The following is a 25,765-nucleotide window of genomic DNA, read 5'->3' on the forward strand; positions in this document are numbered from 1 at the left end:
ATGCGTATCCTGCAGGTCCATTTCAAGAACCTGAACTCCCTGGTCGGCGAATGGCGGATCGACATGACCCACCCGGCCTTCGCTGCCGACGGCATCTTCGCCATCATCGGACCGACCGGCGCGGGCAAGACCACTATCCTCGATGCCATCTGCCTGGCTCTCTACGGCCGCACGCCCCGCCTGAATCGGATCAACAAAAGCGGCAATGAAATCATGTCGCGTCAGACCGGCGAGTGTTTTGCCGAGGCCGTGTTCGAAACCCAGGCCGGCCGTTACCGCTGCCACTGGAGCCAGCACCGGGCCCATAAACGACCGGAGGGAGAGTTGCAGGCCCCCCGGCACGAGATCGCCGACGCCGACTCGGGACGCGTCTTCGAAGCCAAGCTGCGCGGGGTGGCCGAGCAGATCGAGACGGCCACAGGCATGGATTTCGACCGTTTCACCCGCTCGATGCTGCTGGCCCAGGGCGGTTTTTCCGCCTTTTTACAGGCGGCGCCGGACGAGCGCGCACCGATCCTCGAGCAGATCACCGGGACCCGCATCTACAGCCGGATCTCCATGCGGGTTCACGAACGCCGCGCCGAAGTGCACAACGCACGCGATGCCCTTGTGGCCGAGCTGGCGGGGATGACGCCGCTGACCGAAGCGGATGAACACAGGCTCACCACCACCCTGGTGGAGAAACGCCGACAGGAGGAGGCGCTCGGCCGCAAGATCGCCGAACGGCAACGAGCCCTGGCCTGGCGAGACGGCATCGCGCGCCTCGAAACGGAATTGGCGCAGGTCGAGGCCCGGCGTCAGGACCTGCTGGTCCGACGGGAAGCATTCGCTCCCGAGCAGGATAGGCTCTCCCGGGCGCTGCAGGCCCTTGAACTGGCGGCCGATCATGCCTCGCTGGTCGCTCTCCGAAACGCGCAACAGACCGACCGCCAGAACTACGACAAGCACACGGACCTGCTCGCCGCCCAGGATAAGCGTGCCGCGGAGGCCCAAACAGCCCTGACAACGGCCCTCGACCACCTGGAGGCACAAAAGATCGTCCGGCAAAAGCAGCTGCCGATTATCCGCGCGGTGCGCGAGCTGGACCTCAAGATCCGGGAAAAAGGGGCCCCGATCCAGGCGTCCGCCGACACGCTGGCCGACCACGAAAAGTCCCTCTCCGAGCTGCGCGCCAGGCAAGAGGCCGACACGGCCCGACTGAATGAGAAACAAACCCTCCTCGCATCCCTTGAGCGGCAGTTGAACGAGACCCGGGCCGACGAGGCGCTGGTGGAAAATCTTGCCGGCCTGCGCGGGCACTGCGAGGTGCTCGCGCGCTTGGATCAACAACTGGCCGACAAACGCCGGGAGACTGGCCCATCATCCGATGAGGCCCGGACCGCCGTCCGTCTCTGGCAAAAACGAGTCACGGCGTTAGAGGCGGTCCGACAATCGCTGGCGAGCCGCCAGGATCGCCTGGTGCAACAGCAGCAGCATGTCCATGCCTTGCTTGAAGGCGGGACGCTTCCTGAGTGGCGCCAGCGCCTGGCCTGTCTGATCTCGCGCCAAGCCCTTCTGGCCAACGCCTTGGAAGCCGCCGAAGCCGCCGCCACCTCCCGGCGGCGCATGGAAGCGCAGGATCGGCGCAAAGCCGCATGTCTATCGGATGAAGCGGCCCTCACCGACCAACTGCGGCATCAAATCGAAAAAGAGGCCCTCATCGAGCGGGAACGGGTGGTGCTGGAGGCCAACCTCGCCCTGGTGAAAACCATCGAAAGTTTCGAAGACGCCCGCAGTCGACTCAGCGACGGCGAGCCCTGTCCGCTCTGCGGTGCCACGGAACACCCCTTTGCCCGAGGCAACGTACCGGCCGCTGATGACACCCGCCAGCGGCTCGGCGCGGTCAGGGTCGAACTCAAAGCGGTCACCGAAGCCCTATCCGACCTGAAGGTCAAACAGGCCCAGACCCGCAAGGACCTCGATCAGCTCGCAGCCGACCGGAAAGAGCTGACGGAAAAATTCGAGAGCGCCACCCGATCGATCGCTGCGGCCTGCGCGGAATTGGGCCTGGATGCCGACGATCCGGATCTGGCCGGAGAGCTGACCCGACTCGGAGTCGACAACGACACCGCCTTGAAGCGCGCCACCCGAATCGTCGAGACCGCCGAGGCTGCGCAAACGGAATTGGACGTCCTTCGCGCCGACCTGGAAAAGGTCAGGGACAAGCTGGCCACGGCCGAGCGCGAAGCCCAGGCCGCCGCACACCGCAAGGAGTCCGCCGAGGCGATCCTGGCACGGCTCGAAAAAGAGGCCGCGGCGCTGCAGACGCAATTGGCCAGCAGCCTTGAACGGCTGCAGGCGGAGATCGCGCCGTTCGGGGTGACGATCGGGTCGACCGACAATTTGAAAGGCATTCAGAAGCAATTGACCGATCGCAAGGAGAGATGGGTATCGCGTCAAAAGGAAAAAGCGATCCTGGATCAGCAGATTGCCGAACTGGAGATTCAGACCCGCCACCAGGCCAAACGACTTGGTGAATTCGAGAATGAACTGAGAAAAATGCGCAACGCGCACACCGCGCTGCTGGAAGATCGAGCCGCCCTGTTGCGGGATAGAAGCGCGCTGTTCGGCGAAAACGATCCGGACGACGAAGAGCGCCGCCTGACCCAGGCCGCAGAGGCCGCTGAAAAGAAATTGGAGATCGCCCGTGGCCAATACGATGCCGCCCTCCAGGAGCTCGGCCGGTTGAACGCTTCGAGGGAGGCGTTGACACATTCGATCACGGCGCGCGACATTCAATTGGATAGCGCCGGGGCGGCTTTTCTGTCGCAGCTGGCGGCGTCGGGATTCGCAAACGAAGAGCAGTATCAAACGGCTTGCCTGCCCGAGGAGGAGCGTAAACGCCTGAGCCGCCTATCCCAGGCGCTGGCCGATGAAACGACGAAACTGGACGCCATGGCGCGGGAGAAGGCAGGGGCGCTGGAAGAAGAGTGCCGGAAACAGGTCACCGATAGATCGCGAGACGAGCTGGCGCAGGCCCTCGCCGACCTGGTCGCCGAACAGCGGGTCCTTCAGCAGGAGATCGGCGGCATCCACCAGCGACTGAAGGACAACGACACCCTGAAGGAAAGGCAGCGCGAACGCACGCAGGCATTGGAGGCGCACCGCCGGGAATGCGCGCGCTGGGACCTGCTCCATCAGCTCATCGGTTCGGCCGACGGGAAGAAATACCGCAATTTTGCCCAGGGTCTGACCTTCGAGATGATGATCGGCCACGCCAACCGGCAGTTGCGCAAAATGACCGACCGTTACCTGCTTTTCCGGAACCGGAACCAACCCCTGGAGCTCGATGTCATCGACAACTACCAGGCCGGTGAGGTGCGTTCGACCAAGAATCTTTCCGGCGGCGAAAGCTTTATCGTCAGCCTCTCCCTGGCCCTGGGACTCTCCCAAATGGCCAGCCGCAACGTCCGGGTCGATTCCCTGTTTCTGGATGAAGGCTTCGGGACCCTGGACGATGAGGCATTGGACACGGCCCTGGAAACGCTCGCCGGCCTGCGGCAGGAAGGAAAACTGATCGGCGTCATTTCCCATGTCCCCGCCCTCAAGGAGCGTATCGCCACCCAGGTTCAGGTGGTTCCTGACACCGGCGGCCGAAGCCTGATATCCGGTCCGGGATGCGAGAGGATTCCGGCCGGATCGGGAGAGTGGAAGAATCCGCTCGATTAGATAGTGATGATCCACTCGCAGGCCGCCGCATCGGGCGTGCCGGAAGGCTTCGGGTCCGGCGGCGTAAAGACCCGCTCGACCTTGGCCGTGGGAATGACCCGGCCGAAAAACCCCTGGCGCAGCCGCAACCCGCCCGGACCGCAATCGTAATGGGACAACCCCCATTTCTGGGCGGCCTTCTGGGCCGTGCACCTCAAGGTCCGCATGCGCAGGCGCGTGTCCGAAAGGGGCGTCAGCTCGATCTCTTCGAAGGCGCACCAGTGGGAGTGCTTCACAAAAGCGATCAGACGCTCCATGCCGGTCAGCTTATCGTCCAGAATTTTTTCCAGGCGCTGGGCCTGGTAGCGCCCGAACTCATCGGACAGCTGCTGAAACGATTCTTCCCCGGCCTGCTCCGGGCAGTGCTGCCGGGCCCACGATTCCATGAGAAACCACATGTAGTTCATGCTGAAGAGTACTTCGCGCATGACGGTGTGGACCCGCTCCTTGCTCCAATTCTCGATGTCAAACATGCATCTTTCCTTCCAAAACCTCCCGCACCTTGGCGGCCAGTGCCCGAACGGTGAAGGGCTTCTGAATGAACCGGACGCCCTCGTCCAGCACGCCGCGGCTGGCAATGACGTCGTCGGTATATCCTGACATGTACAGCACTTTGAGACCGGGCTGCACGGCCACCGCTTTCTCGAACAGCGCCTTTCCGTTCATATCGGGCATGACCACATCGGTCAACAGGAGGTCCACCTTTCCCGTGTGAGCTTTCAACAAATTCAATGCCTCGGCGCCACGATCGGCCACCAGGACCGTGTATCCCTGTCGTTTCAAAACCGCCTCGGCCAGAATGCGAACCTGATCGTTGTCCTCCGCCAAAAGAATCGTTTCCGAACCCTGAATGAATGATTCGGCCTCTTTTTGTGCCGCGCTCTCGGCGGGGGTTTGCTCTGAAACGGGCAGATACACCTTGAAAGTGGATCCCTTGCCCACCTCGCTGTAGACCCACACATGGCCGCCGTGCTGCTTGACGATGCCGTAAACGGTGGCCAGACCCAGTCCGGTGCCTTGGTCACCCTTGGTCGAGAAAAACGGTTCGAAGATATGCTCCAGGGTCTCCTGGTCCATGCCCCGTCCGGTGTCGCTGACCGCCAGCATCACATAGCGGCCAGGCTGGATGTTGTGATGCGCTGCCGCATAGGCCGCATCGAGGGTTACCAGCGCCGTTTCGATGGCCAACCGCCCCCCTTGGGGCATGGCTTGCTGGGCATTGACAAACAGGTTCATCAAGACCTGCTCGATCTGGCCGATATCCCCCATGATGGTGCGGATGTCAGGTGGGACGACGATCCTGAGATCGATGTCTTCCCGGATCGTACGCCGAAGCAGCTTTTCAAATCCCTGTACGATTTTATTCAGGTCCAGCGGCTGATATTTCAGGGTTTGCTTGCGGCTGAAGGCCAGAAGCTGATGCACCAGATCGCGCGCGCCATAGGCCGCCCGCAAGATCTGTTGGATGGAATCCCGACGCAGATCGCCCAGGGCGAGATCGCCGGACAGCAACTCGCTGTAGCCGATGATGGGCGTCAACAGATTGTTCAGATCGTGGGCCACACCGCCGGCCAGCCGGCCGATGGCCTCCACCTTCTGGAATTGCCGGTATTGGGACTCGATGCGCGCCTTCTCTTCTTCGGCCTGTTTGCGACCGGTGATGTCGTGGAGAAAGTTCAGGGTGGCCGGCTGGCCCTGCCACTCGATCAGCACCGCGTTCAACTCGACCCAGCGCGCCACACCCGATCGATCGACAATCCTGAAACTGTAGCGGGGCGGCATCTTGATCCCCTTGAGCCGCTTGAAGTGGTGGTCCACCACCAGCGCGCGATCGTCGGGGTGGACCAATTCCTGAAACGGTTTGGCAACCAGCTCCTCGGAGGTATAACCGCTCAGCTGCTCGGTCCGCCGGTTGACGAATCGCAGCATTCCACCCTGGGCGATAAAAATGGCCTCCCCGGCATGCTCCACGAGCAGGCGGTATTTCTCTTCGCTTTCCCGCAACGCATCCTCTGCGGCCTTGCGATCGGTAATGTCCCGGGTGATGGACAGGATGACGTCTTCACCGTCGAAACGCAGGATACGGGCCGACATCAGCCCCACGCCGACCTCGCCGCTTTTGCGCACGAAGCGGGCCTCCAGCTCCTTCACATGGCCTTGCGCCTTCAATTCGGACAGCAGCCGCCGCCGGTCCTCCGGGTTGTGCCAGATCCCCAACTCGACGGAGGTCTTGCCCAGGACATCCTCGCGGGTATAGCCCATGAGGGCGGTGAATCCCTCGTTGATGTCGATGTATCTTCCATCTTCGACCCGATTGAGGTTAATGGCGTCCGGGCTGGTCAAAAAGACCTGGCGGAATCGATCCTCGCTCTGTCGATACTTCTGTTCGGCGCTCACCCGTTCGGTGATATCCGTTGACATCGGGACAGTCGGCGGCAGCTTGAAGCCTCTTTCCGCGCGGCAGGCTTTCAATTCCAATTCCAACTCGGCGATCCGCCGTTCCAGCGCCTGAATGGTTGAATTTGCTGGCATGGGCACCCCCTGTGTCGGTTGGGTTGAAAAGGGGGAACAGGGACAGCCGGCGTCCTTGACGTTCCTGCTGTCAGAAACCGTGTCACGGGGCATCGACACCGCCGCAATGTCAGCTTAAGGCAACGAATGCCGTATGCATCCTGATGGCATGAAGCGCTACTGGGGAATCTAAAACCAGCTCAGGTAGTTTTGTGGGACGTAATTTCAATATACTCAAAACGCGATCCAAAACAAGTCGTTATATTGGATGGTCGCACCGATGGTTCAGGAGATTGCAACTATTTGTTTATAATTCGGACGAAGTGCCGATAGTAATCAATGTTAACCGCACCCCTGGCCGGGGATCGACCACGACCAGGGGTGGTTCTTTATTCGCATGTGAACCGCCGGTGCTACCGGTTAGGAGATAGGCTTTGAATAAGTCGATCAAGGAACGAATCGAGCAGATCGGCCAGTTGGATCGCCTGCTGGCCGAGAATTTGGCCGATGCCATCTGGGTATTGGATGCCAATACCCTGATCTACGAATACATCACGCCATCGATCCAAAAAATCAGCGGATACGAGTCCGATGACCTCATCGGCACTTCGGCGCTGGACCGGCTCACCACCGAATCTTTGAAAGCCGCCACGGACATGTGGCGCCGGGTCCAATCGGAGTATCAGAGAGGCATCCGAACCATGCGCGCCATGGAGTTGGAGCTGGTCCATAAAAACGGGGACACCTACTGGGTGGAGATACGGGCCAAGTTCTTCGAAGAGCCGGACGAACCGATGAAGCTGATCGGCCTGACCCGGGATATCACCGCCCGCAAACGGGCCGAGCAGGCGCAGGCGGATTTGAACATACGACTGGCCACCGCCCTGGCTGAAAAAGAGCATCTGCTGAAGGAGATGAAGATCCTCAAGGCCCTGCTGCCCATCTGCAGCGGCTGCCGCCGCATCCGCGACGATCACGGCAAATGGTGGCCCCTGGAAATCTATGTCAAGGAACACACCAACTCGTCTTTCTCGCACACCATCTGCCCGGACTGCAAGGATGTGCTCTACCCGGAAATAGAATAGGATACCGTCATCCTTCAGGCGACCGGATCGTACCAGTCCAGCTGGACGATCCGGTACCCGCTTTTCCTTGGCGTCTTTTGAATGATGTTCTCATCGCCGCCGGAGATGTAGCCGTCGCCCAGTCGGGTGGCCGGATCGTTCATGATGAATTCGCCCTGGGGGGTCATGCCGACGCAGACCACGAAATGGTTGTAGCGGATATCGGGATCCACCAGATAATCGACGCGCACCAGGGTGGGCCTGTTCTGCTGGACGCGTTTGGCCAGGTGGGCATGGAGTGTGTTTTCTTTTCCCTGTTTATTCGAATACTTGAGCTTATTCCGCGCCGTCTGCCCGCATTGGCCCGCGATGTGCCACACCACGCTGTCGCCGCTGTAACCGTTTTCCCGGTCCAGAAACTCATCCAGGCTCTCCGGCGTGACGTGCCGGCCGTAGGACCGGAGCACCATGGCGATACACGTGATCGCACAGCCCTGGCGGGCGATGCTCGATTGTTTGCCCAGGATTCTTTGGGCCCACCTCGGGTCTCCCTGGCTGTAATGGGGAACGCGGGGGCTGATGAACAGGGTGCCGGCGGTTTCGGCGGGCGCCTCCGGTTTTTCATCGTTTGGCGGATTCTTTTTCGTGTGGCCGTGTTCCTTCCATAGCCGGATCTCATCTTTTGTCGTTCGGTCGACCACCCCCGAGGCGGTGAAGCCGGCCAGTTTTTGAAATCTCATGACCGCGTCGCGCGTCATTTCGCCGAAGGCCCCGTCGGCCTCGCCGGCCTCATCGAATCCCAAGGCCAACAGGTCGCTCTGAAGGTCGAACACATAGCCGTCGGGAACATTCTGGGTCAGCCGCAGGTAGCGGCTGTCGCCCTGGTCGTCCACGCACCCCTTGGTGAGGTCCAGATCGCTATCGAGGTAATTGGAACGCGTCATCTATTGTCCTCCAACATGACCATTGTAAACGTCTCCCCTCAGTCGCTGCCGCCGGCCGCCATGATCGATGGCACGAGATCCTGCAACGCCTTGACGGCCTTCTCGATCTTAGTGGCCAGCACTTGCTCGTGGGTTGTATTCCGGACGGCATCCCTCAGGGCCACAAGATTGCGGACCGCCGCGGTGGCCGAATCGATCACCCGATTGGCGGCTTCGAGCCGAATGGACCTGGCGGCGGCCTGGGCCTCGGCGGTCACCGCGTTCACGGTCTTGACGTGCAGGCTCAATTCGGCGCTGCGGCTGGCGATGTTCGCAAGGGCCTCCTCCACGACGCCGATGAAAATATCGTGGACCGCCTTGCCGGCGATGTCGTCCAGCTGCCGGGCGATATGGTTCGGGGAGTGCATGATGAACTGATTGAGCTCATCCTGCACCGCCACTTTGCGATGGATGTCGCCCGATTGAATGGCTTGGGTGGCTTGGGCGAGCAGCTCGTGCAGGGTCCCCGACCAATCCGCAAAGGTGTCCAGCGCGTCCCAATTTCGGCTCATCGCGGGTTCTCCTCTTTCATGAGTTGTCTGATCTCCAACACGGTGGCCGTCAGCAAACGGTAGTTCGGCGGCAAACCGCGCTCCAGATGATCGGCAAGCGACTGGTGGATCTGGGCCCATTGAACCAGACCGTCGCGCAGATTTCGAACGACATGGACGTGAAGATCGGTTCGCGTTTGAATGGCGTTCAATTTTTCTTTAAAGGGTTCGTACCGGTCCCGGGTCATCTCGATCAGGCGATCCGTTTCCTTGAGTTGTTCGATCCTGTTTTTGTCGAGCGGCGTTGTCATCAATTCCGATTCCAGACGCCGTCTTTGCTTCTCCAGGGCATTTCGATAACTCGAAATATCATTGTTCTCCTGTATCAGCTGGCTCTGGATGGCTTTTCCCGAAGCCAGCAGAATATTCTCCAGGGCCTGTATGTCTTCTGTCATGGTCGTGGCGATGCTCTGGATGGCCGGGTCCGCGACCCGGGTCGCCTGGGCCAGAGATTGAGCGGCCCGGACATTGGCCACAATCCCATACAGGCTCTTGGCGATGGCCACATAGTTGGCAGGCATGGCCGGCTGGGATATGGCTCCCAGGAACCCATCCAGGGAATTGGCAAGATGTTCGGCACTGCCACTGCCGCTGTGACCGGCGGCCGCAATGTTGGCCAGGGCCTCCGTATAATTGACCACCGCCGCCATGGCCGCGACCCGGACATCCAGCTCCTTCCTGAGCTCCACGGCCAGATCACGGGCACCGGCTTCGGACAGCGAGAGTTGCACATTCGCATCCGTGGCCATCATCGACTCATGCAGCCGGGCGGTGGCATCGGCCAGCGGTCTCAAATCCGGCAATGCGCAGCCCAGCAAGGCAGCAATGGAACCCAAAAGCGCGATCCATTGAATCCGTGAACGATGTGATGCCATAGACCCCTCCTGTGGTGTGGTCCCACCGCAAGAAAAACCAGGCCGACGGCCGGCAGAAGGCGTGGCGATGCATCGAAAAGGTGGCGCGCGTGAGAATCGGCCAGAAAAAACGGGATGAAGGTGAAGATATGACTAGTTTTAAAGCGGTCCGGGGATGGGTGTCAAGACAATTTACCCATCGAAAGATCGTCTATTTAAAGGAATCCATTGATTTATCTTCCTTGAGCGGCCATACTTCCCGAACAGGCCGACCCCCGTGGAAAACCGGAAGCCCCTTTGGCATCAGGCGCCAACACCCTGTCATTGCGCACCAGAAACTTTTACGGATCGGCGAGGTTGCAATATCTGAAAACGGCGTTAACTTTGCCGCTCACCCTGTCTGAAGCGGCAGGGTATTTTTTTAGCCAATACGGGACTTAAAACCCAATGTGGTTGACTTACGCGGATGGTGCGGGCGGGCGTAAAGCCCGCCCCTACGATATATGGTTTGTAACACAGGCAGTTGCCAAAACCGGCGGCGTAGGGGCGGGGTTTATCCCCGCCCGTATGAAAACCTGATCGCCTTAAGTTAACGACATTGACTCAAAACGAACAAGGAGAAAAAAATGGCGGACAAATCCAACATCACACTGTACAGCGGGGGCCACAAAGGCGCCGAGGCCGAATTCGGCAGACTGGCCGAAGAGTGGGGAGTTGAAGAGGTGAACATATCCTTTGACGGCCACGATTCGGAACGTACCCGCGGCGTCCGGGTGCTGAGCACGGAAGAGCTCCAAAAGGGCGACGTCAGCATGGAAATCGTATCCAAGCGCATGCACCGGACCTATGCGCGCACCGACAAAATCCGAAAGGTGATCCAATCCCTCTTTCACATGGTCAACAACGGCCACCATGTGGTGGCCGTGGGCTGGATCCAGGAAGACGGTACGGTCAAGGGCGGCACCGGCTGGGGCGTCGAACTGGCCAAACTGTTCAACCGGCCCCTGAGCGTCTATGACCAGGATCACAAGGCCTGGTTTTCCTGGGAGAACAACCAGTGGGTCAAGACCCAACCGGTGATCCAGGCCGATACCTTTGCCGGCACCGGGACCCGCAACCTGTCCGATGACGGCCGGCAAGCGCTCCGCGATCTTTTCACCCGCTCGTTCGGACCCAAACAAGCGTGACCACGGATATCAAAGCAACATGAATGGGCACCACCAGATTCAGTGCGACGAGGGGCTCAGACGTCATATTTTAGGCAATCTCGAGTCGTTTGGTCACCGGGAACATGGGGGAGAGGCGCTCAGACGGGCGGCCGTGGCGCTCACGGTCGTCAGGGTCGATGAGAGCTCGCACCCGGAGGACATCTCCTCCGGACCGGTCGGCCGGGAGGAGGCCGCACTCGTCCTCACCCGGCGGTCCGTGCTTCTGAAACACCATGCCGGCCAATGGGCGCTCCCCGGCGGGCGGCTCGAGCGGGACGAAACACCGGAGGATACGGCCCTGCGCGAACTTTACGAAGAGGTGGGGCTGCACCTTTCCAAAGAACGCATCCTGGGTCGGTTGGACGATTTCGCCACCCGGTCGGGATTCATCATGACGCCCATCGTGGTGTGGGGCGGCGCTGACATCGATCTCCAACCCAATCCCGAAGAGGTGCGCTCGGTCCACCGGATTCCCATCCGGGAGTTCCTGCGGCCCGACGCACCCATCCTCGAAAAGATGCCCCAAAGCGAGCATCCGATTCTCTACATGCCCATCGGCTGCAACTGGATCGCCTCGCCCACGGCCGCCCTGCTCTACCAGTTCAGGGAGGTGGCCATCTTAGGCCGGACCACGCGGGTGGCACATTTCGAACAACCGAAATTTGCCTGGCGGTAATCTGCTCTAATCCTCCTTAAACAGATTCAGGAAGCGCACCACGTTCAAAGTGCCGCCCTCTTTGTCCATGTCCTTGACCAGGGCCACGGCCGGGTTGCGGACACCGGCGGCGACCTCCCGCCAGATGTCGGCGTCCACGGTCACGACGATATCCGGATTCTCTGGGAAGACCGGCTGGACTTCGGCTACGCCCCGGCGCACGTGGATCGAATAGGATTCGCCGGTATCGGGAAAACGGAATCCGGCCAGGGCGTCCACATCGGCGGACTTGGCAGGATCGAGCCGCACGGCCATGCCCTCGAAAATGGCGGACAGAGGGATGCTGTGGATCATGTCGATGTCGGTGGCCTTGAGATTTCCGATGGACAACGCTCCCTGGGTTTCCAGGGCCTGGGTGAGATAGTAGTTGCGGGCCGTGGCGGCGATCTGCGTTTCGCCGAGCGCGGTGAGGGCATTGGCCCGGATTTCGCGCGCCGCAGGGCGGTCCGCATCGAGGAGCAGCAGCTGATCGGCCAGTTCCAGAGCCCATTGATGATCGCCGGCGGCCATGGCCGCCTTTGCCTGTTCCAGGAGCTTGTCCGCTCCTCCGGCTAGGGCCGCAAACCGGACGGCCCGCTCTCGTCGCGGCAAGGGGAAGAGGTCGGTGGCATTGCCGCCGAACCAGCCCAGGTAGCCGTCGAAGATCGCCCGCACCGACCACTCGACCGTGCCGTAGTAGGGCTGCAGATAGGGCTGGCGCGCCAGGTGGTCGGGGAGCTTGACCCGTTCGGCGATCTGCTGGGCGGTCAAGCCCTGGTTCATGAGACGGATGGTCTGATCGTGCACGAACTGAATGGCGTCGCGGTAGTTGGTGAGGGTTTCATGGATCTCAGCTGCGCCGACGACCGGACGGCTGTGATGGGGGACCATGTACTCGGCTCCCAGGGCGCGCATGACATCGAGACTATGCACCCATTTGCGCACGTCCCGGTAGGCGGTGCCGCGGATGGCATATAGATTGGGAAACGACTTGTAGTAATTGTCGGCCGACAGCAGCACCTTCTTGTCGGGGATCCAGATCACGGTCTGGTCGGGCGTTTCTCCCGGCGCATGGATCAGGACCAGTTTCAACCCGGCGATGTCGAGCTCGAACCGTTCGCCGGAATAGGTCTGGTCGGGCGGCAGGATGGCCAGCGTCTTGGTCTCGTCGAAGGCCAGGTGCGGTCCGATGCCGGCGTTGATCAGCCCGCCCGGGGGCAGCAGGGTCCCGAACTGGCGCATGGCGCGGCGATAGGTGGTCTCCCGGGTGATGTTGGCGATCCGGCTCATGTGCACCGGCGTATCGACATGGCTGTAGACTGCCGGCTGGTCGCCGCCGGCCATGATGCGGCCGCCGCCGGTGTGGTCCGAGTGGAAGTGGGTGTAGATGATGGCCCGCACCGGTTTGTCGGAGATCCGGTCGAAGGCCGCCTTGACCGGGATGGCGGCCTCGGCGCTCTCCATGGCGTCCACGATCACCACGCCGTCCTCTCCTTCGAGCAGGGTGGCGTTGGCCAGCCCATAGCCCACGGCCACGTGCACGCCGTCACAGACCGTGATCACCTCCTGTTTGAATTCGTCGCTGTGGGCCTTGAGGTCCGCGTGCACCTTGGGCGGCGCGGCCGGCGGCGGCGTATCGGGTTGGCAGGCGCAAATCGAGGTCGAAACGGCGACCGCGACGAGCAAGAGCAGAAGTCTCGATTGAATCCGCAAGATGATCTCCTTTCGCATGGGCATCATACAATCGTCCATATGTTGCGGGCGGGCATAAAGCCCGCCCCTACTTTAAACTTTACACTTAACACTTCAAACTTCTCTATTCTTTCTGCTTCTTTTTCTCCTCTTCATCCCGCAAGATCTTGCGCAGGATCTTGCCCACGGCCGACTTGGGCAGCTCGCTCCTGAACTCCACGATCTTGGGCACCTTGTAGGGCGCCAATCTTCCCTTGCAGAACGAGACGATCTCCTCTTCGGTCACCTTTTCGCCGGCCTTCGGGACGATGTAGGCCTTGACCGTTTCGCCGCGGTAAGCGTCCTTGACGCCCAGGGAGACGGCTTCGGCGACCTTGGGGTGCTGGAAGAGCACTTCGTCGATCTCCCGGGGGTAGATGTTGAAGCCGCCGGCGATGATCATGTCCTTCTTGCGATCCACGATATAGAGGTAGCCTTCGTCGTCGCAGGTGGCGATGTCGCCGGTGTAGAGCCAGCCGTCCTTGAGCTGTCCGGCCGTCTCCTCGGGATTGTTCCAATAGCCCTGCATGATGAGCGGCCCCTTCATGATGATCTCGCCGGGCTGGCCCACGGGTACGTCGGTGACGCCGTCGTCGATATCCACGAGCCGCAGGTCGTTGTCGCAGATGGGGATGCCGATGCTGCCCACCTTCTTGAGTCCCAGCACGGGGTTGGCGACGCCCAGGGAGGTGGATTCGGACATGCCGTAGCCTTCGCTGAAGGGAATGCCCATTGCCTTGATCTTGTCGATCAGCTCGGTGGCCATGGGCGCCGCGCCGGAGTTGAGCAGCCCCAGTTTGCGCTCCAGGTCGAGGGACCCGGCCTTGGGGTGGTTGACCAGGGCCGTGATCAGGGTGGGAACCGTGGGGAAAAAGCTGATCTCGTCGACCTTGGACAACAAATCGACCAGCTCGTCGATGTTGAAACGGGGCACCTGGATCTGGGTGGCGAAGGTCACCATGGACCAGTTCATCACCACGATGTTGCCGTAGGCGTGAAAGTAAGGCAGCAGGGCGAGCACCTTTCGCCGCTCGGCCGGTATCGGTCCAATGGTCGGATTGCCCCACTGGGCGCAGGCCATGATGCCGGCCACGATGTTGGCGTGAGTAATGACGGCCCCCTTGGGAATGCCGGTGGTGCCGCCGGTGAACAGGATCATGGCCGGGTCCTGGGGGGCCAGAGCGACCTTGGGGATCCCGGTGGCCGTGGTCTTGTCGAGCAGTTCGGAAAAGTGCAGCCAGCCCGCCTCGAGATCGAGGCTCTTGGCCGTGCTCACCTGGAAGCCGGCGATAAAATCGGTCACGGCCGTGACGATCACCCGGGGAATCTCCACCTGCTGGCACAGTGCACGGATGGCCGGCAGGGCCATGTCGAAGGTGACCAGGGCGGCCAGTCCGGTGGTCCTGGCCATCATCTGCAATTCGACGGGCGTGTAGAGGGGGTTGAGATTCACGACGATGGCCCCGAGGTGCAAGGCGGCGTAGTAGGCGATGGGGTATTGAGGGCAGTTGGGCAGATGCAGGCCGATGCGGTCTCCTTTGGCGATGCCCAGGGCCTGGAGCGCATTGGCGAACTGCAGGATGCGGCAGCGCAGCTCCCAGAAGGTGATCTCCGACCCGAAGAAGGAGAGGGCCGCTTTGTCGGGAAACGTCTTGGCGGCCACGTGGACGAAATCCTGAACGGGAATGCGCGGATAACGGATGGTGGTGGGGACATTGTAGTCATAATGCCGGTGCCAGGGTCTTGCTTCCATCGACGGTACTCCTTTCTTGTAAAGAACACGTTCAAAGGGCCTTTATCGCTCTGCCCCCCACCGCCTCGGAAAGGGGGCTGTCGTCGCTTCACCCCGATGACACGGGTGGACGCCTTTGGTGGAGCTGGTTCTGGAACGTTTTGATCGCAATGAAGGGTGGGGAACTGTTCATGTATCGAGGCCTGGGGTTCAGGATCGTCGAAGCGAACCGGAAATGCCCAAGCGCGTTCATCATAGCCAAGATGGCCGTCGCGGTAAAGAAATTGATTTGCAACGCAGCGAATCTGACTGACTGCTGTTCATTAGACCCGGCCCGCGTGGGGCAGGTGGCCGATGCCACACGCCAAGCGGTCAAGAGCCAGTAAAATGCGAATTTTCGTATCAAACAAATTCTGAAGGCACCGTAAACAGTCCGGAGTTCTTTTTTTCCGTCATCCCGGCGAACATCGGGATCCAGAATTTTCAAAATTTTCTGGATGCCTGCGTTCGCCGGGATGACGCACCTGCGACTGTTTACAGTTTTATGAAATTCTGGAAAGCCTGCCCTTCAGTGGGAATCCCATTCAATTAGACATGCAGGTGGTAAAGCGAGGATGAGACGTCAGGGTTCGTATTCCCGGGAAAGAAGAACTTATAGATCCGATTCCAACGGCTTCCTTTTTTTCAACCGACTGTATTTCAATGTAATGATTGAGGGCCCGGTTTATGCAGGAAAGAGAAGAAAACACATGGTGTCCATGGATTTACCAGCCCTTGCGGGATGGAGGCGAATAGATGTCCCAACTGGAATCGGCCACCTCTTTGGAAAACAATCGATGTTTGACATGCGGCGCCTGTTGCGCCTTTTACAGGGTCGCTTTTCTCTCCGCCGAGGTCGACGATCACGAGGGGGGCACAGTGCCCCTCGCATTTGTCCTCTGCATCGACGCGACGCACAGCGCCATGAAAGGGACCCACGGTTTCTTCAAGCGCTGCGCGGCCTTGCAGGGAAGCGTGGGCCGATGTGTCACCTGTGCCATCTATTCAAGCCGGCCTTCGACCTGCCGAAATTTTCTTCCCGGCTGGGATGTTCTCTGCCATAACGATGCCTGTAACCAGGCCAGATCGGCCTATGGGCTGCCGCCATTCGAGGATTACTGATTCCCTGATATGGATGGTCAACCGCCTCGATCCGAGGCCGACCGCTCGTCGTTATCCCGCTTCAACTCATCGACCCAGAGCCGGTCGGAGGGTGTCACGCCGCTGCGATACGATGCCCGGCCGATGAGATGGGCGGCCACCGGGGCGGTGAGCAGCAGCAGCGCGAACATGGTGATCGCGCGCATGGAGATACCCAGGTCGCTGTAAAATAGGGCTTCCGCGCCGATGAGCAGACCGGCACCCAGGGTTCCGGCCTTGGTGGCCGCATGCATGCGGGTGAGGGTGTCGGGCAGGCGGACGATTCCCAACGCCGCCACCAGGCAGAAGCCGCTGCCGATCAGCATGAGCAGGCCGGTCCACAGATCAGTCATGGTCGTTTTCCCCCTGAGCGACATCCGCCCGGCGCTGGGCGGCGCGCACGATGAAACGGGCCAGGGCCACGGTGCCCAGGAAGGCGATGCAGGCGTAGGCGATGGCAACGTCCAGGTAGCTGCTCTCGCCGGTGATGGTGGAGACCGCCACGAGGAAAGCCACCACCAACACGGAGAGCAGATCCAGGGCCACGACACGATCGGCGGCGGCCGGCCCCCGGGCAAGGCGCCAGAGGGCCAGGGCCATGGCCGCCACGAGCAAAGCCAGGGCCGCCCGGCCGGCATATTCGAAAAAGAGAGATCCCGTCATCATGACCGCGTCACCTCCAGCACGCGCCGTTCCAGGCCGTCTTTGATCTCCGCCCGGGTCCGCGCGACATCTTCGAGAAACATGACATGCACGTAAAGCGTTCGCCGGTCTTCGGACAGATCCACGCTCAGGGTGCCGGGCGTAAGGGAAATCAGATTGGCCACGATGAAAATCTCCAGGTCGGTGCGGGCCTCCAGGGGTACGCCGATGATCCCCGGCCGGTTGATCTGCCGGGGGGTGATCACCTCCCACAGCACGCGCAGACTGGAGACCACCAGCTCTTTGAGAAAAAATACAACCAGCAGGATCGTCTTGGGCGTCTTCTGGAAATAGCCGCTGTCCGGGTACAGGGGCTTGGAGAGCCAGAGGGCGACATAGCCCAGGGCGAATCCGGACAGGAAAACGCCGATATGGCCGCTCCCCAACAGCGTGGTGAACACGGCGGCAAACACGATGTTGAGGGCCAGCAGCGTCATGGCAAACCTCCCAGAACGGCGCGGATATAGGCCTGGGGATCGAGCAGCCGCTCTGCGGCCGCCATGGAAAAATCGATGACCGGTCCCATGAAAATCCCCAGCGCCACGGTCACCAGGGCCAGCGCCAGCACCGGTCCCAGCATCCAGGCCGAAAGATCGGGATGGACACACGACGGGTCGACCGCGTCCGGAGCCGTTTTCCAGAACGCCTCGGACCATATCTTGACCATGGAAAAGATCGTCAGCAGCCCCACCAGCGCGGCCACGACGGCCAGCAGATACTGCCCGCTCTCGATGCTGGCCCGGATGATCAACAACTTGGCCCAGAAGCCGGACAGGGGCGGAAAACCGGCCAGGCTGAAGGCGGGTATGAAGAAGCCGATGGCCAGCAGGCCGTGGGAAGAGTAGAGCCCCCCGACCCGTTTGAGGCTGAAGCTGCCGCCGGCCTGGCGGACCAGGCCGCTGACCAGGTAGAGATTGGCTTTAACGATGATGTGGTGCACCAGGTAGACGATCGCCCCGGCCAGGGCCAGCGGGGTCAGCAGGGCCAGCCCCAGCACCATGTAGCCGACCTGGCTGATGATGTGAAACCCGAGAATTCGCCGCATCTCCATTTGCGAGGCGGCGCCCACCACCCCGAACAGCATGGTCAGCGCGGCGATCACCAGCAGCACATCGAGGGCCAGATCCACGCCGGAGAAGACCAGGGTGAACATGCGGATCAGGGCGTAGACCCCCACCTTGGTCAGCATGCCGGCAAAGAAGGCGGAGACCGGCACCGAAAGGGTGTGGTAGGCGGCCGGCAGCCAGAAGAAAACCGGGAACAGGGCCGCTTTGATACCGAAGGCGGTCATCAGGAGCATGGCCGCCGCGGTGAGCAGGGCCCGATTTTCCACAGCGGCCGCCTTGGCGTGCAGATCGGCCATGTTCAGGGTGCCGGTCATGCCGTAGATCAAACCGATGGCGGTGATGAAAAAGAGTGTGGCCAGCAGATTGAGGGCCACGTATTTCACCGCGCCGGCCAGCCGTCCGGGTTTGGGTCCCATCACCAGCAGTCCGAAGCTGGCCATGAGCATCACCTCGAACCAGACATAGAGATTGAACAGGTCGCCGGTGAGAAACGCCCCGCACACCCCTGCGGCCAGCACCTGCAGGATCGGATAAAAACCGGCGCGCACCTGGGGCGCATCGATGTCCCGGCGGGCATAGACGGTCACGGCCGTATGGATGACGGCGGTGATCAGCACCATGACCGCGCTCAGCATATCCGCGGCCAGGCAGATTCCGAACGGTGCCGGCCAGTTGCCCACCCACAGCACCAGGACCTCGTGGCGCACCACTTCGACCATGAGCGCCACGGCCACGGCCAAGTGGCCGACGGCGCCCGCCATGGCGACGGCCTGCGCGCGTCGCGGGTCGCCCCTGAAAAAAACGAGGAGAATGGCCACGGCCAGGGGCAGCAGGATGGGCAGTGCCGGCAGAAGGATCATGGGCCCACCTCCGCATCGGAATCGACAGCGCAGGCCTCAGCTACCCGGCCGGTCTCTTCTAGGAACGCGTCGTCATCGGCGTCGAGGGTGCCGGTCTGGCTGTAGGTGCGGTAGAGCAGCACCAGCAAAAAGGTGATCATGGCGAAGCCGATGACGATGGCGGTCAAAATCAGGGCCTGGGGCAGCGCGTTGGCCGCCGGCGAGGTCAGTGCGGCCTGGCCATCGGGAATCAGGGGCGGCCGGGTGTGGGCCATCCGGCCGGCGGCGAAGATGAGCAGGTTGATCGCGTTGCCGATGAGCACGAATCCGAATACGAAGCGGACCAGCACGCCCGAGAGCATCAGATAAATCGCGGCGGCAAACAGCAGACCGACCAGGCCGGCGAGCAGGGTCTCCATATCAATCCTCCTCCAGGGCCAGGAGTACGGAGAGGATGGCGCCCAGGACGGCCAGAAAGACGCCGACGTCGAAGATCAACGGCGTGCCCACGGCCGCGCCTTTTCCCATGTTCCACCAGATGCCGGTGAGAAAGGGGGCCTGCATGAAGAGGGCCACCATCCCGGATACCGCGGCGACGGCCAAACCGGCTGCGGCAATGACCGAAGGCCGCCAGCGAATGGCGTGGCGCACCCGTCCGGGCCCCTCGGCCATGGCAAACAGCGCGAAGGCGGTGCCGGCCACCAGGGCCCCGGCGAACCCGCCGCCGGGCCGATGGTGACCGACCAGCAGCAGGTAGACCGCGAAGATCAGGATCACGCCCACCATCAGGCGGGTGGCGCTCTTCAGAATCACGGACCGCATCGATCGCTCCGCGGCCGCGGTGGTCGTGCGTTTGCGAATCAGGGCGACCGCGGCCCAGGCGGCCAGCACCACGACGGTGATCTCGCCCAGGGTATCCAGGCTCCTGAAGTCGACCAGGATCACGTTGACGATGTTGCGGCCATGGGCCTCGACATAGCTCCGGGCTTCGAAGAATGCGGTCAGCCCGCGGTCCAGGGGCAGATCGACGATCCCCATCAACAGGGAGGCGACCAGCAGGCCCGCGCAGAGGGCCGCGCCGCCATCCAGGCAGCGCCGCCAGAACGGCCGCCGGCGGGCCTTTTCGAGCGGCGGCAGCTTGAGCAGAACCAGCGACACGATAATCACGGTGAGGGTCTCGACCAGCAGTTGGGTCAGCGCGATGTCGGGGGCCCCGAAGAGGAGAAAGATCAGGGCCACACCGGCGCCCACGCCACCCAGGCCGGCAATGGCGGCCAGACGGTGCCTGGCGGCCACCACCGCCGCCGTGGCGAGGGCGATGAAACAGACCAGCCCGATGGCCCCCGCCCGGTCGTGGCCGATTGCGGCCGGCAGCCGCAGCGAGGCCCCCATCCGTCCGATCCAGGGCCACCCCACGGCCGCGATCATGCTCAGGGCGACCACCAGCAGGTATCGATGCAGGGAGCCGTTCTGCAAAGTGGCGGTGGTCCGGTCGGCCGCCTTGAGAAACAGCTCCAGCCCCCCCTGGTATAGGCCCTGGGCCGTCAGCGGCATACGATCCATTCCTCCCCCCACCAGTGCCCGCAACGGGCCGCGCCACAGGTAGATCAACCCGCCCAGGGTCAGGGTGATGACGCTGAGCAGCAAGGGCACGTTGAATCCGTGAAACATGGCCAGCTCGATCGGATCGTCGACCGGGTGGATGGCGTGCACGGCCGGTGCGATCAAGTGGTGTCCGACCCAGCCCGGAAAGATGCCGAAGACGATGCCCAACACGCCCATCACGGCCGGCCCCAGGCGCATGTTCCAGGGCGCTTCGCACACGGTTCCCATGCCCGCCGGCGGCTGGCCGGCAAAGGGCCCCATGAAGATGATCCCGGCCACCGCGGTCATCAGGGCGTTGGCCAGCAAGGTGGACGCCGTCGCGAAGGGCCGGAAGATCTCCTCGCTCAACGCGCCCTGGTACATGATCTCTTTGCCGATGAAGCCGAAGAACAGCGGAAACCCGGCCATGGACATGGCGGCCGCGCCCACGGCCAGGGCGGTCAGCGGCATCGCCCGCCACAACCCGCCGAGCCGGTCGAGCCGGCGGGTGCCGGTTTCGTGATCGATGCTGCCCACGGCCAGAAACAGGGCGGCTTTGTACAGGGCATGGACCAGAAGGAATGTGGCCGCCGCGGTCAGGGTGGGCGTGGTGCGGCCGCCCATGAACAGGGACAACACCCCCAGGGCCATGATGGTCGTATAGGCCAGGACGCGTTTGAGGTCCGACGGGCCCAGGGCCTGCACGGCTCCCCAAACGGCCGTGATGCCGCCGACGAGAACGAGGGTGCCCATCCAGAGCGGCGTGCCGCCCAGCAGCGGATGAAACCGCATCAATAGATAGATGCCGGCCTTGACCATGGTGGCGGCGTGCAGAAATGCGCTGATGGGCGTCGGGGCGCTCATGGCATTGGGCAGCCAGAAATGGAAGGGAAACTGGGCCGATTTGGTCAGCGCGCCGAGCAGCACCGCGCCGCAGATCGCCGGATAGAGGGCATGCCCGCGGATGGTGTCTCCGGCGTCCATCCACTCGCTGATCGTGTAGGAGCCGCCGGCCGCCTTGAGGAGGACGATGCCGACGAGCAGCGCCAGGCCCCCGGCCCCGGTCACGAGCAGGGCCTGGCGGGCATTGTCCCGGGCCGCGGCGGAGGTGTGGTCGAATCCGATCAGCAGGTAGGAAAAAATGGTGGTCAGCTCCCAGAAGACAAACAGGAGCAGCAGATTGTCCGCCATGACGATGCCCAGCATGGCGATCATGAAGGCGTGCAGGAAAAAGTAGAAGCGGCCGATGTGCGGATGGCCGGCCATGTAAGCGGCGGCATAGAGGGAGACGAAAAAACCAGCGGCCGTGACGATCAACCCGAACAGCAGGCCCAGCCCGTCCAGCCGAAACCGCAGGTCAAGGTCGAGGGCGGGCATCCACGGCCATCTCACTTCATACACATGGCCCTCGACCACGGCCGGCCACGCCGCGCACAGGCCGGCAAACAGGAACAGCGGCAAGAGCGACGACACCAGTCCGATGGTGCTGCATCCCGCCCCGTGCGACGGGCTATCCGTAAGCGCCATGGCCACCCTACTGGGAGAGGAAAAGGGGCCGGTCGGCCGACTTGATGGTTTCCAGCACCGTATCGCCGAGCAACTGCCGCAACAGGACATTGCGCGCGCTGTTGCCCATGACGATCAAGTCGGCACCCGTTTCACGGGCGAACGCCAGCAATTCCGTGCGGGCATGGCCATCGACTGCGTCGGTCTGGGCTTCGAACCCATGGGCCTGGCAGAAATCGGCCGCATCCTGAAGCAGGAAGGCCTCCCTGGGCGACCCTTTGTAGAAATGGACGATGTGAAGACGGATGCCGGGCCAGGGGTTCAGATGGAGAAAGTGGCGAATGGCCTTGGCCGATTCCATGCTGCCGCTGTAAGCGATCAGCGCTTTCTTGATCGGCCGGTAGGTGTCGGCCACCGCCAGGATCGGGCGCACCCCCTGGCTGAGCAGTTTGATGATGGCCTTGTCAGGATCCTCGGTGAAGCCATAGTCGAAGATGCTGCGCAATCCGAAGATGATCATGTCGTGGTAGCGGGATTCGGAAATCATGGCCGTAAAAGGATCGCTCTCTTCGTGCATGATTCGGCGGCAGACCACGTTCTGGCCGGCACAATGCGTTTTGAACGCCGCGATGGCCGACTCGATGCCCTCCTGGGTGACGTCCTGCTTCTTTTCCCGCATGCGCTGGGCATAGGCGTCGCCCCCCAGTGGCACGGGGCCGAGCTTGGCCAGCTTGCGGCTGTTGACCACGGTGACCCCGGTGGTTTGCGCATGGTGCGCCTTTGCCAGTTCCGTTGCGATCTGGGTGGCCACGCTGGTGAACGGTGTGCCGCCCAGTCCGACCAAAATTCGTTTTAACATGGGTCGTGCCTCCCATGGCGGCATCGTCATTGGTACGGCCGCCCCTCCTGCCGGCGCCCCCATACCGTCGGAGACGGCATCGTCAATGGGCAGCGGCGCATTTGCGGTGATATCGACGGTCGTGCGTATTATCAGTGCGTATTATAAGAAACCACGATTTCGGGCCTCCGGGGAACACGACGCCGGCCCAGGAAAAAGCATCTGAACACGCGTTGGATAGAGGTGACCGGCAGGCTGCCCGATTGCACAATTCTGAGGTCATTTTGCCTCCATGTCAAGCCGGCCGGTGCTGTTTCAGCTATAATGGCTAAACGCTGCTCATTAAACCCGGCTCTGGTGGCGCAGGCGGCCAGGGCCGCCTGCGCCACCCACAGCTGTCATGTCCGTTGCGGTGAAAACTTCTTGTAACCATTTGCGGTGCTGTTTTCGTTTATGGCGTTCCTATGCTGCCGATTGAGACAGCCGTATAGCAAAGCGGCGCGGCTTTTGCCGGTTCAAATTAATGCTGTTGTTGGGTAGTGTTTGGTTCCTCAACGGTTTGAATATCGCTTTTCCAAGTAGAGAACTTATCCCCACTCTCTCGCGTCATAGCTTGTAAAGTTGAATTATTTTCAGCCTCTATCAGAGCTTCGATCCTTTCTACGAACAGTATGAATGCATCTTTAGGATCTTTGACATTTTTATATGACCCGTCTCCAGTGGAGAAAACGAAATATTCTTTCCTCAAAGCCTCGCTTGTTGACCTAGCGTTAACCCATTGTTCTCTGAAATGCCAGACCCCTTCAAGGGATACAATCAGAACGACAATTACACTCAGTATTGTAGTAATAATTTGTGAATAAGGAAATGTAATGTTCACCAGTACTGGGACTAATGCGCCTGCCACAACTGAAATAGTCCTGCTTTGTAGATAACGCTTTTTGGACCTATTTGCTACCTTATCATAATATTTAAGCTGATCGTTTAACCTCTCAACCATATAGTCTTTTTGAGACATTTCTTTAAAATCGCGAGCCTTAAGGCTAGGATCATATGCTTCACTCTTTTGTACGTCCTCATTCATAGTTCCATTCCTTCTCCAACGCCGGGTCTTAGCGGCGAGTGAACCGAGCCGTTAAACACCCATGTTTGCTTCAGCGATATACTTCTTTTCTGTGACCTACTTTTATAATCCAAATAGTGAGCTCATTATCCTGTTTTGAGTACAAGATTCTGTAGGTTCCTTGGCGCACTCGAAATAATTCATGCCCTGCAAGTTTTTCACCACCAATAGGACGGGGATCATTTCCAATCGCTTCGAAAGGTGCAAGGATCTTTTTTAGGTCCTTTTTGGGAATTCCTTTGAGATCTTTCCAAACTGATTCTTTAAAAAAGATTTCATATCCGGCCATCTTTCTTAAGCCTTTTTACCATATCTGAAAAACCAATTAGCGGTTCATCGGCTCTGTCTTCGAATGCAATGATATCTTCCGCATCCTCTGCCAAGGCGCTTTTAACGGCTTCGTTGACAAGCTCGGAGATTGATTTTGATGTTTCTATAGATTTCAATTTCAGTGCCTTATGAATATTCGGATCGAAATAAACAGTGGCACGTTTGGCTGACATAGTCATAATGTCACCTCCTTCATAAGGATAACACTATAACGCTTAGACGTTATGACGTCAAAGTGGTCAGTTTAAAGGGAACGGTTGAACTGTGCGGCGCGCCCCTTAGCGTCTGCACCAGTGAATTGTTATGTTTTGGTGCTTGCTCATACAATCTCAAGTATTCCGTTGCTATGGGTAATATTAATACTTTCGTATTGGGAAACTTCGGTATGGACGTAGAGCGCGACACCTCCTGTTAAAACTATTTTTAAAACCATTGCAGATTGGTTTATGACACCAACAACCTCTTTTTTAGGTAAATGAAGAAGCTGTTCGGTGTTCAGCCATTCTCTATCGAACCAAAGCGATTTCTTTCCATTGATTTCTCCCTCCAACTTGTAGAGGGACTGAATCACGACACCCCCATCGAACGCGATTTGAGCATCATAAGGGCCAATGGATACAAGATTGATTTCCTGGCCGACTAAATCTTCTAAAAATTGGTCTTTCGGTAATTTATACATATTTCAAGAAACATAACGGCCGGTGTCAGCGGGCGCATGGTCCTCGCGATCCGCTGAACACCGTGGTAATGCATTTATGAATCCTTTTTCTCTTAATATTGGCATACCATCATAAATCCACTCTTCGAAACGAGAGCAAACAGTTTCAATCCTGCATCTGGGTAAAGCAACTCTAAGGTTCTGTTCGACTTTTTCTAGCGCCTTAGGATTCGAATTTACAATAATCCATTGGGAAAAACCAATTGGCAAGTCGTCCTCAACTCTGTTCAATGCGGCTAAGAAACCTTTGTCTATTTGGCACTCAAATGACATCCCAACGACGATGAATTTGAAAGACCAAATTAGCTTTCCATAAGCAGCATTCGCTTCAACGGAAGGTATTCTTGTTGAAGCTTCATCTGATTCAAGTAGGAAGGGGCTCCGTCTCGAATTATCGGGAAGATCCTCAACGCTCCCATTTAAATGAAATACCCAGCTTTCATCTAACCATTTTGGTAAAACCTTCAAATTTAATTCATCTATAGCTTTTTGTAGCAAATAATCCCAATTCGTCGTTATAAACCTATGCCTAATACCGTCTTTAGTATTCCGAGATAAAAATATTAATAATTTGTGGTATACCTCTGTTGAGGATTCATCCATTTCAATCTTAATTTTATTTTTAATTTTTTCTACCAGAGTCCCTCTAGTATAATTGTTCCATTCATCAGGAACTGTCCATCCTAAACCACATGCAACTGACGCCCCTCTCCCAAATAACCAATTTAGGCATTCATTCATTTTTCGACCTGCATAACGAAGAGCTGTCGGGCGGCATGGTCCTCGCCGCCCCGACCAGCGCCA

At 59.8% G+C, this 25,765-nt stretch carries 25 protein-coding genes; 6 read left to right on the plus strand and 19 right to left on the minus strand.

Features of this window, described 5'->3' with window-relative positions:
• Nucleotides 1-3,708 (plus strand): AAA family ATPase, encoded by a 3,708-nt coding sequence (locus tag DFT_RS20590; RefSeq protein WP_054033122.1) that lies wholly within the window; start codon nucleotides 1-3, stop codon nucleotides 3,706-3,708.
• On the opposite strand, the gene DFT_RS20595 is transcribed toward DFT_RS20590, so the two are convergent.
• On the minus strand, nucleotides 3,705-4,220 hold the full coding sequence (locus DFT_RS20595) for a DUF6125 family protein (protein ID WP_054033123.1): 516 nt from the start codon (nucleotides 4,218-4,220) through the stop codon (nucleotides 3,705-3,707). The genes DFT_RS20590 and DFT_RS20595 overlap by 4 nt on opposite strands.
• Nucleotides 4,213-6,279 (minus strand): hybrid sensor histidine kinase/response regulator, encoded by a 2,067-nt coding sequence (locus DFT_RS20600; protein ID WP_054033124.1) that lies wholly within the window; start codon nucleotides 6,277-6,279, stop codon nucleotides 4,213-4,215. The genes DFT_RS20595 and DFT_RS20600 overlap by 8 nt, the downstream gene beginning before the upstream one ends.
• A gap of 413 nt (nucleotides 6,280-6,692) precedes the next feature.
• On the opposite strand from DFT_RS20600, the gene DFT_RS20605 reads away from it, so the two are divergent.
• On the plus strand, nucleotides 6,693-7,343 hold the full coding sequence (locus DFT_RS20605) for a PAS domain-containing protein (RefSeq protein WP_054033125.1): 651 nt from the start codon (nucleotides 6,693-6,695) through the stop codon (nucleotides 7,341-7,343).
• A gap of 14 nt (nucleotides 7,344-7,357) precedes the next feature.
• Here the strand turns inward: DFT_RS20605 and DFT_RS20610 are convergent, their stop codons facing one another.
• Genes DFT_RS20610 through DFT_RS20620 form a run of 3 tightly spaced genes read right to left on the minus strand, consistent with a single transcriptional unit; the run spans nucleotide 7,358 to nucleotide 9,731 of the window.
• Nucleotides 7,358-8,266, minus strand: coding sequence for a peptidoglycan-binding protein (locus DFT_RS20610; protein ID WP_054033126.1), 909 nt, complete (start codon nucleotides 8,264-8,266; stop codon nucleotides 7,358-7,360).
• A 38-nt stretch (nucleotides 8,267-8,304) separates the two neighbouring features.
• Entirely contained in the window at nucleotides 8,305-8,817 is a 513-nt protein-coding gene (locus tag DFT_RS20615; protein ID WP_054033127.1) for a hypothetical protein, read from the minus strand.
• The gene (locus DFT_RS20620; protein WP_054033128.1) at nucleotides 8,814-9,731 is read right to left on the minus strand and encodes a hypothetical protein; all 918 of its coding nucleotides are present in this window, start codon (nucleotides 9,729-9,731) and stop codon (nucleotides 8,814-8,816) included. Before DFT_RS20620 ends, DFT_RS20615 begins: the two co-directional genes overlap by 4 nt.
• Nucleotides 9,732-10,336: 605 nt before the next feature.
• On the opposite strand from DFT_RS20620, the gene DFT_RS20625 reads away from it, so the two are divergent.
• Nucleotides 10,337-10,897, plus strand: coding sequence for a hypothetical protein (locus DFT_RS20625; protein ID WP_054033129.1), 561 nt, complete (start codon nucleotides 10,337-10,339; stop codon nucleotides 10,895-10,897).
• Between the two features lie 19 nt (nucleotides 10,898-10,916).
• On the plus strand, nucleotides 10,917-11,594 hold the full coding sequence (locus DFT_RS20630; protein ID WP_054033130.1) for an NUDIX hydrolase: 678 nt from the start codon (nucleotides 10,917-10,919) through the stop codon (nucleotides 11,592-11,594).
• Between the two features lie 6 nt (nucleotides 11,595-11,600).
• On the opposite strand, the gene DFT_RS20635 is transcribed toward DFT_RS20630, so the two are convergent.
• Entirely contained in the window at nucleotides 11,601-13,352 is a 1,752-nt protein-coding gene (locus tag DFT_RS20635) for an alkyl sulfatase dimerization domain-containing protein (RefSeq protein ID WP_152972103.1), read from the minus strand.
• A gap of 76 nt (nucleotides 13,353-13,428) precedes the next feature.
• The gene (locus DFT_RS20640) at nucleotides 13,429-15,096 is read right to left on the minus strand and encodes a long-chain-fatty-acid--CoA ligase (RefSeq protein WP_054033131.1); all 1,668 of its coding nucleotides are present in this window, start codon (nucleotides 15,094-15,096) and stop codon (nucleotides 13,429-13,431) included.
• A gap of 118 nt (nucleotides 15,097-15,214) precedes the next feature.
• Between DFT_RS20640 and DFT_RS26360 the strand changes: the two genes are divergently transcribed.
• Both DFT_RS26360 and DFT_RS20650 read left to right on the plus strand, forming a co-directional pair.
• Nucleotides 15,215-15,388: a hypothetical protein gene (locus DFT_RS26360; RefSeq protein WP_161807218.1), complete on the plus strand. Its 174-nt coding sequence runs from the start codon at nucleotides 15,215-15,217 to the stop codon at nucleotides 15,386-15,388.
• Between the two features lie 482 nt (nucleotides 15,389-15,870).
• Nucleotides 15,871-16,236: a YkgJ family cysteine cluster protein gene (locus DFT_RS20650; RefSeq protein ID WP_054033133.1), complete on the plus strand. Its 366-nt coding sequence runs from the start codon at nucleotides 15,871-15,873 to the stop codon at nucleotides 16,234-16,236.
• A gap of 17 nt (nucleotides 16,237-16,253) precedes the next feature.
• Here the strand turns inward: DFT_RS20650 and mnhG are convergent, their stop codons facing one another.
• The 12 genes from mnhG to DFT_RS26025 form a co-directional block, all read right to left on the minus strand.
• On the minus strand, nucleotides 16,254-16,607 hold the full coding sequence (gene mnhG / locus DFT_RS20655) for a monovalent cation/H(+) antiporter subunit G (RefSeq protein ID WP_054033134.1): 354 nt from the start codon (nucleotides 16,605-16,607) through the stop codon (nucleotides 16,254-16,256).
• Nucleotides 16,600-16,920: an MrpF/PhaF family protein gene (locus DFT_RS20660; protein ID WP_054033135.1), complete on the minus strand. Its 321-nt coding sequence runs from the start codon at nucleotides 16,918-16,920 to the stop codon at nucleotides 16,600-16,602. Before DFT_RS20660 ends, mnhG begins: the two co-directional genes overlap by 8 nt.
• Nucleotides 16,917-17,393, minus strand: a complete 477-nt coding sequence (locus DFT_RS20665) for a Na+/H+ antiporter subunit E (protein WP_054033136.1) — start codon at nucleotides 17,391-17,393, stop codon at nucleotides 16,917-16,919. Before DFT_RS20665 ends, DFT_RS20660 begins: the two co-directional genes overlap by 4 nt.
• Nucleotides 17,390-18,883 (minus strand): Na+/H+ antiporter subunit D, encoded by a 1,494-nt coding sequence (locus DFT_RS20670; RefSeq protein ID WP_054033137.1) that lies wholly within the window; start codon nucleotides 18,881-18,883, stop codon nucleotides 17,390-17,392. Before DFT_RS20670 ends, DFT_RS20665 begins: the two co-directional genes overlap by 4 nt.
• Entirely contained in the window at nucleotides 18,880-19,281 is a 402-nt protein-coding gene (locus DFT_RS20675) for an NADH-quinone oxidoreductase subunit K (protein ID WP_054033138.1), read from the minus strand. The genes DFT_RS20670 and DFT_RS20675 overlap by 4 nt, the downstream gene beginning before the upstream one ends.
• 1 nt (nucleotide 19,282) lies before the next feature.
• Nucleotides 19,283-21,973, minus strand: coding sequence for a hydrogen gas-evolving membrane-bound hydrogenase subunit E (gene mbhE, locus DFT_RS20680; protein ID WP_083453683.1), 2,691 nt, complete (start codon nucleotides 21,971-21,973; stop codon nucleotides 19,283-19,285).
• Between the two features lie 7 nt (nucleotides 21,974-21,980).
• Nucleotides 21,981-22,811, minus strand: coding sequence for a universal stress protein (locus tag DFT_RS20685; protein WP_054034070.1), 831 nt, complete (start codon nucleotides 22,809-22,811; stop codon nucleotides 21,981-21,983).
• Between the two features lie 499 nt (nucleotides 22,812-23,310).
• Nucleotides 23,311-23,874: a DUF4231 domain-containing protein gene (locus DFT_RS20690; RefSeq protein ID WP_054033139.1), complete on the minus strand. Its 564-nt coding sequence runs from the start codon at nucleotides 23,872-23,874 to the stop codon at nucleotides 23,311-23,313.
• Nucleotides 23,875-23,944: 70 nt separating this feature from the next.
• Nucleotides 23,945-24,202 carry a type II toxin-antitoxin system RelE family toxin gene (locus DFT_RS20695; RefSeq protein WP_054033140.1) on the minus strand — a complete coding sequence of 86 codons (258 nt, stop codon included), beginning with the start codon at nucleotides 24,200-24,202 and terminating at the stop codon, nucleotides 23,945-23,947.
• On the minus strand, nucleotides 24,189-24,416 hold the full coding sequence (locus tag DFT_RS20700; protein WP_235506292.1) for an RH3 domain-containing protein: 228 nt from the start codon (nucleotides 24,414-24,416) through the stop codon (nucleotides 24,189-24,191). Before DFT_RS20700 ends, DFT_RS20695 begins: the two co-directional genes overlap by 14 nt.
• A 146-nt stretch (nucleotides 24,417-24,562) precedes the next feature.
• The gene (locus DFT_RS20705; protein WP_054033142.1) at nucleotides 24,563-24,922 is read right to left on the minus strand and encodes a hypothetical protein; all 360 of its coding nucleotides are present in this window, start codon (nucleotides 24,920-24,922) and stop codon (nucleotides 24,563-24,565) included.
• A gap of 3 nt (nucleotides 24,923-24,925) precedes the next feature.
• The gene (locus DFT_RS26025) at nucleotides 24,926-25,702 is read right to left on the minus strand and encodes an SIR2 family protein (protein ID WP_152972104.1); all 777 of its coding nucleotides are present in this window, start codon (nucleotides 25,700-25,702) and stop codon (nucleotides 24,926-24,928) included.
• Nucleotides 25,703-25,765: the final 63 nt, after the last annotated feature.

Source organism: Desulfatitalea tepidiphila, from assembly GCF_001293685.1.
Classification (GTDB): Bacteria; Desulfobacterota; Desulfobacteria; order Desulfobacterales; family Desulfosarcinaceae; genus Desulfatitalea; species Desulfatitalea tepidiphila.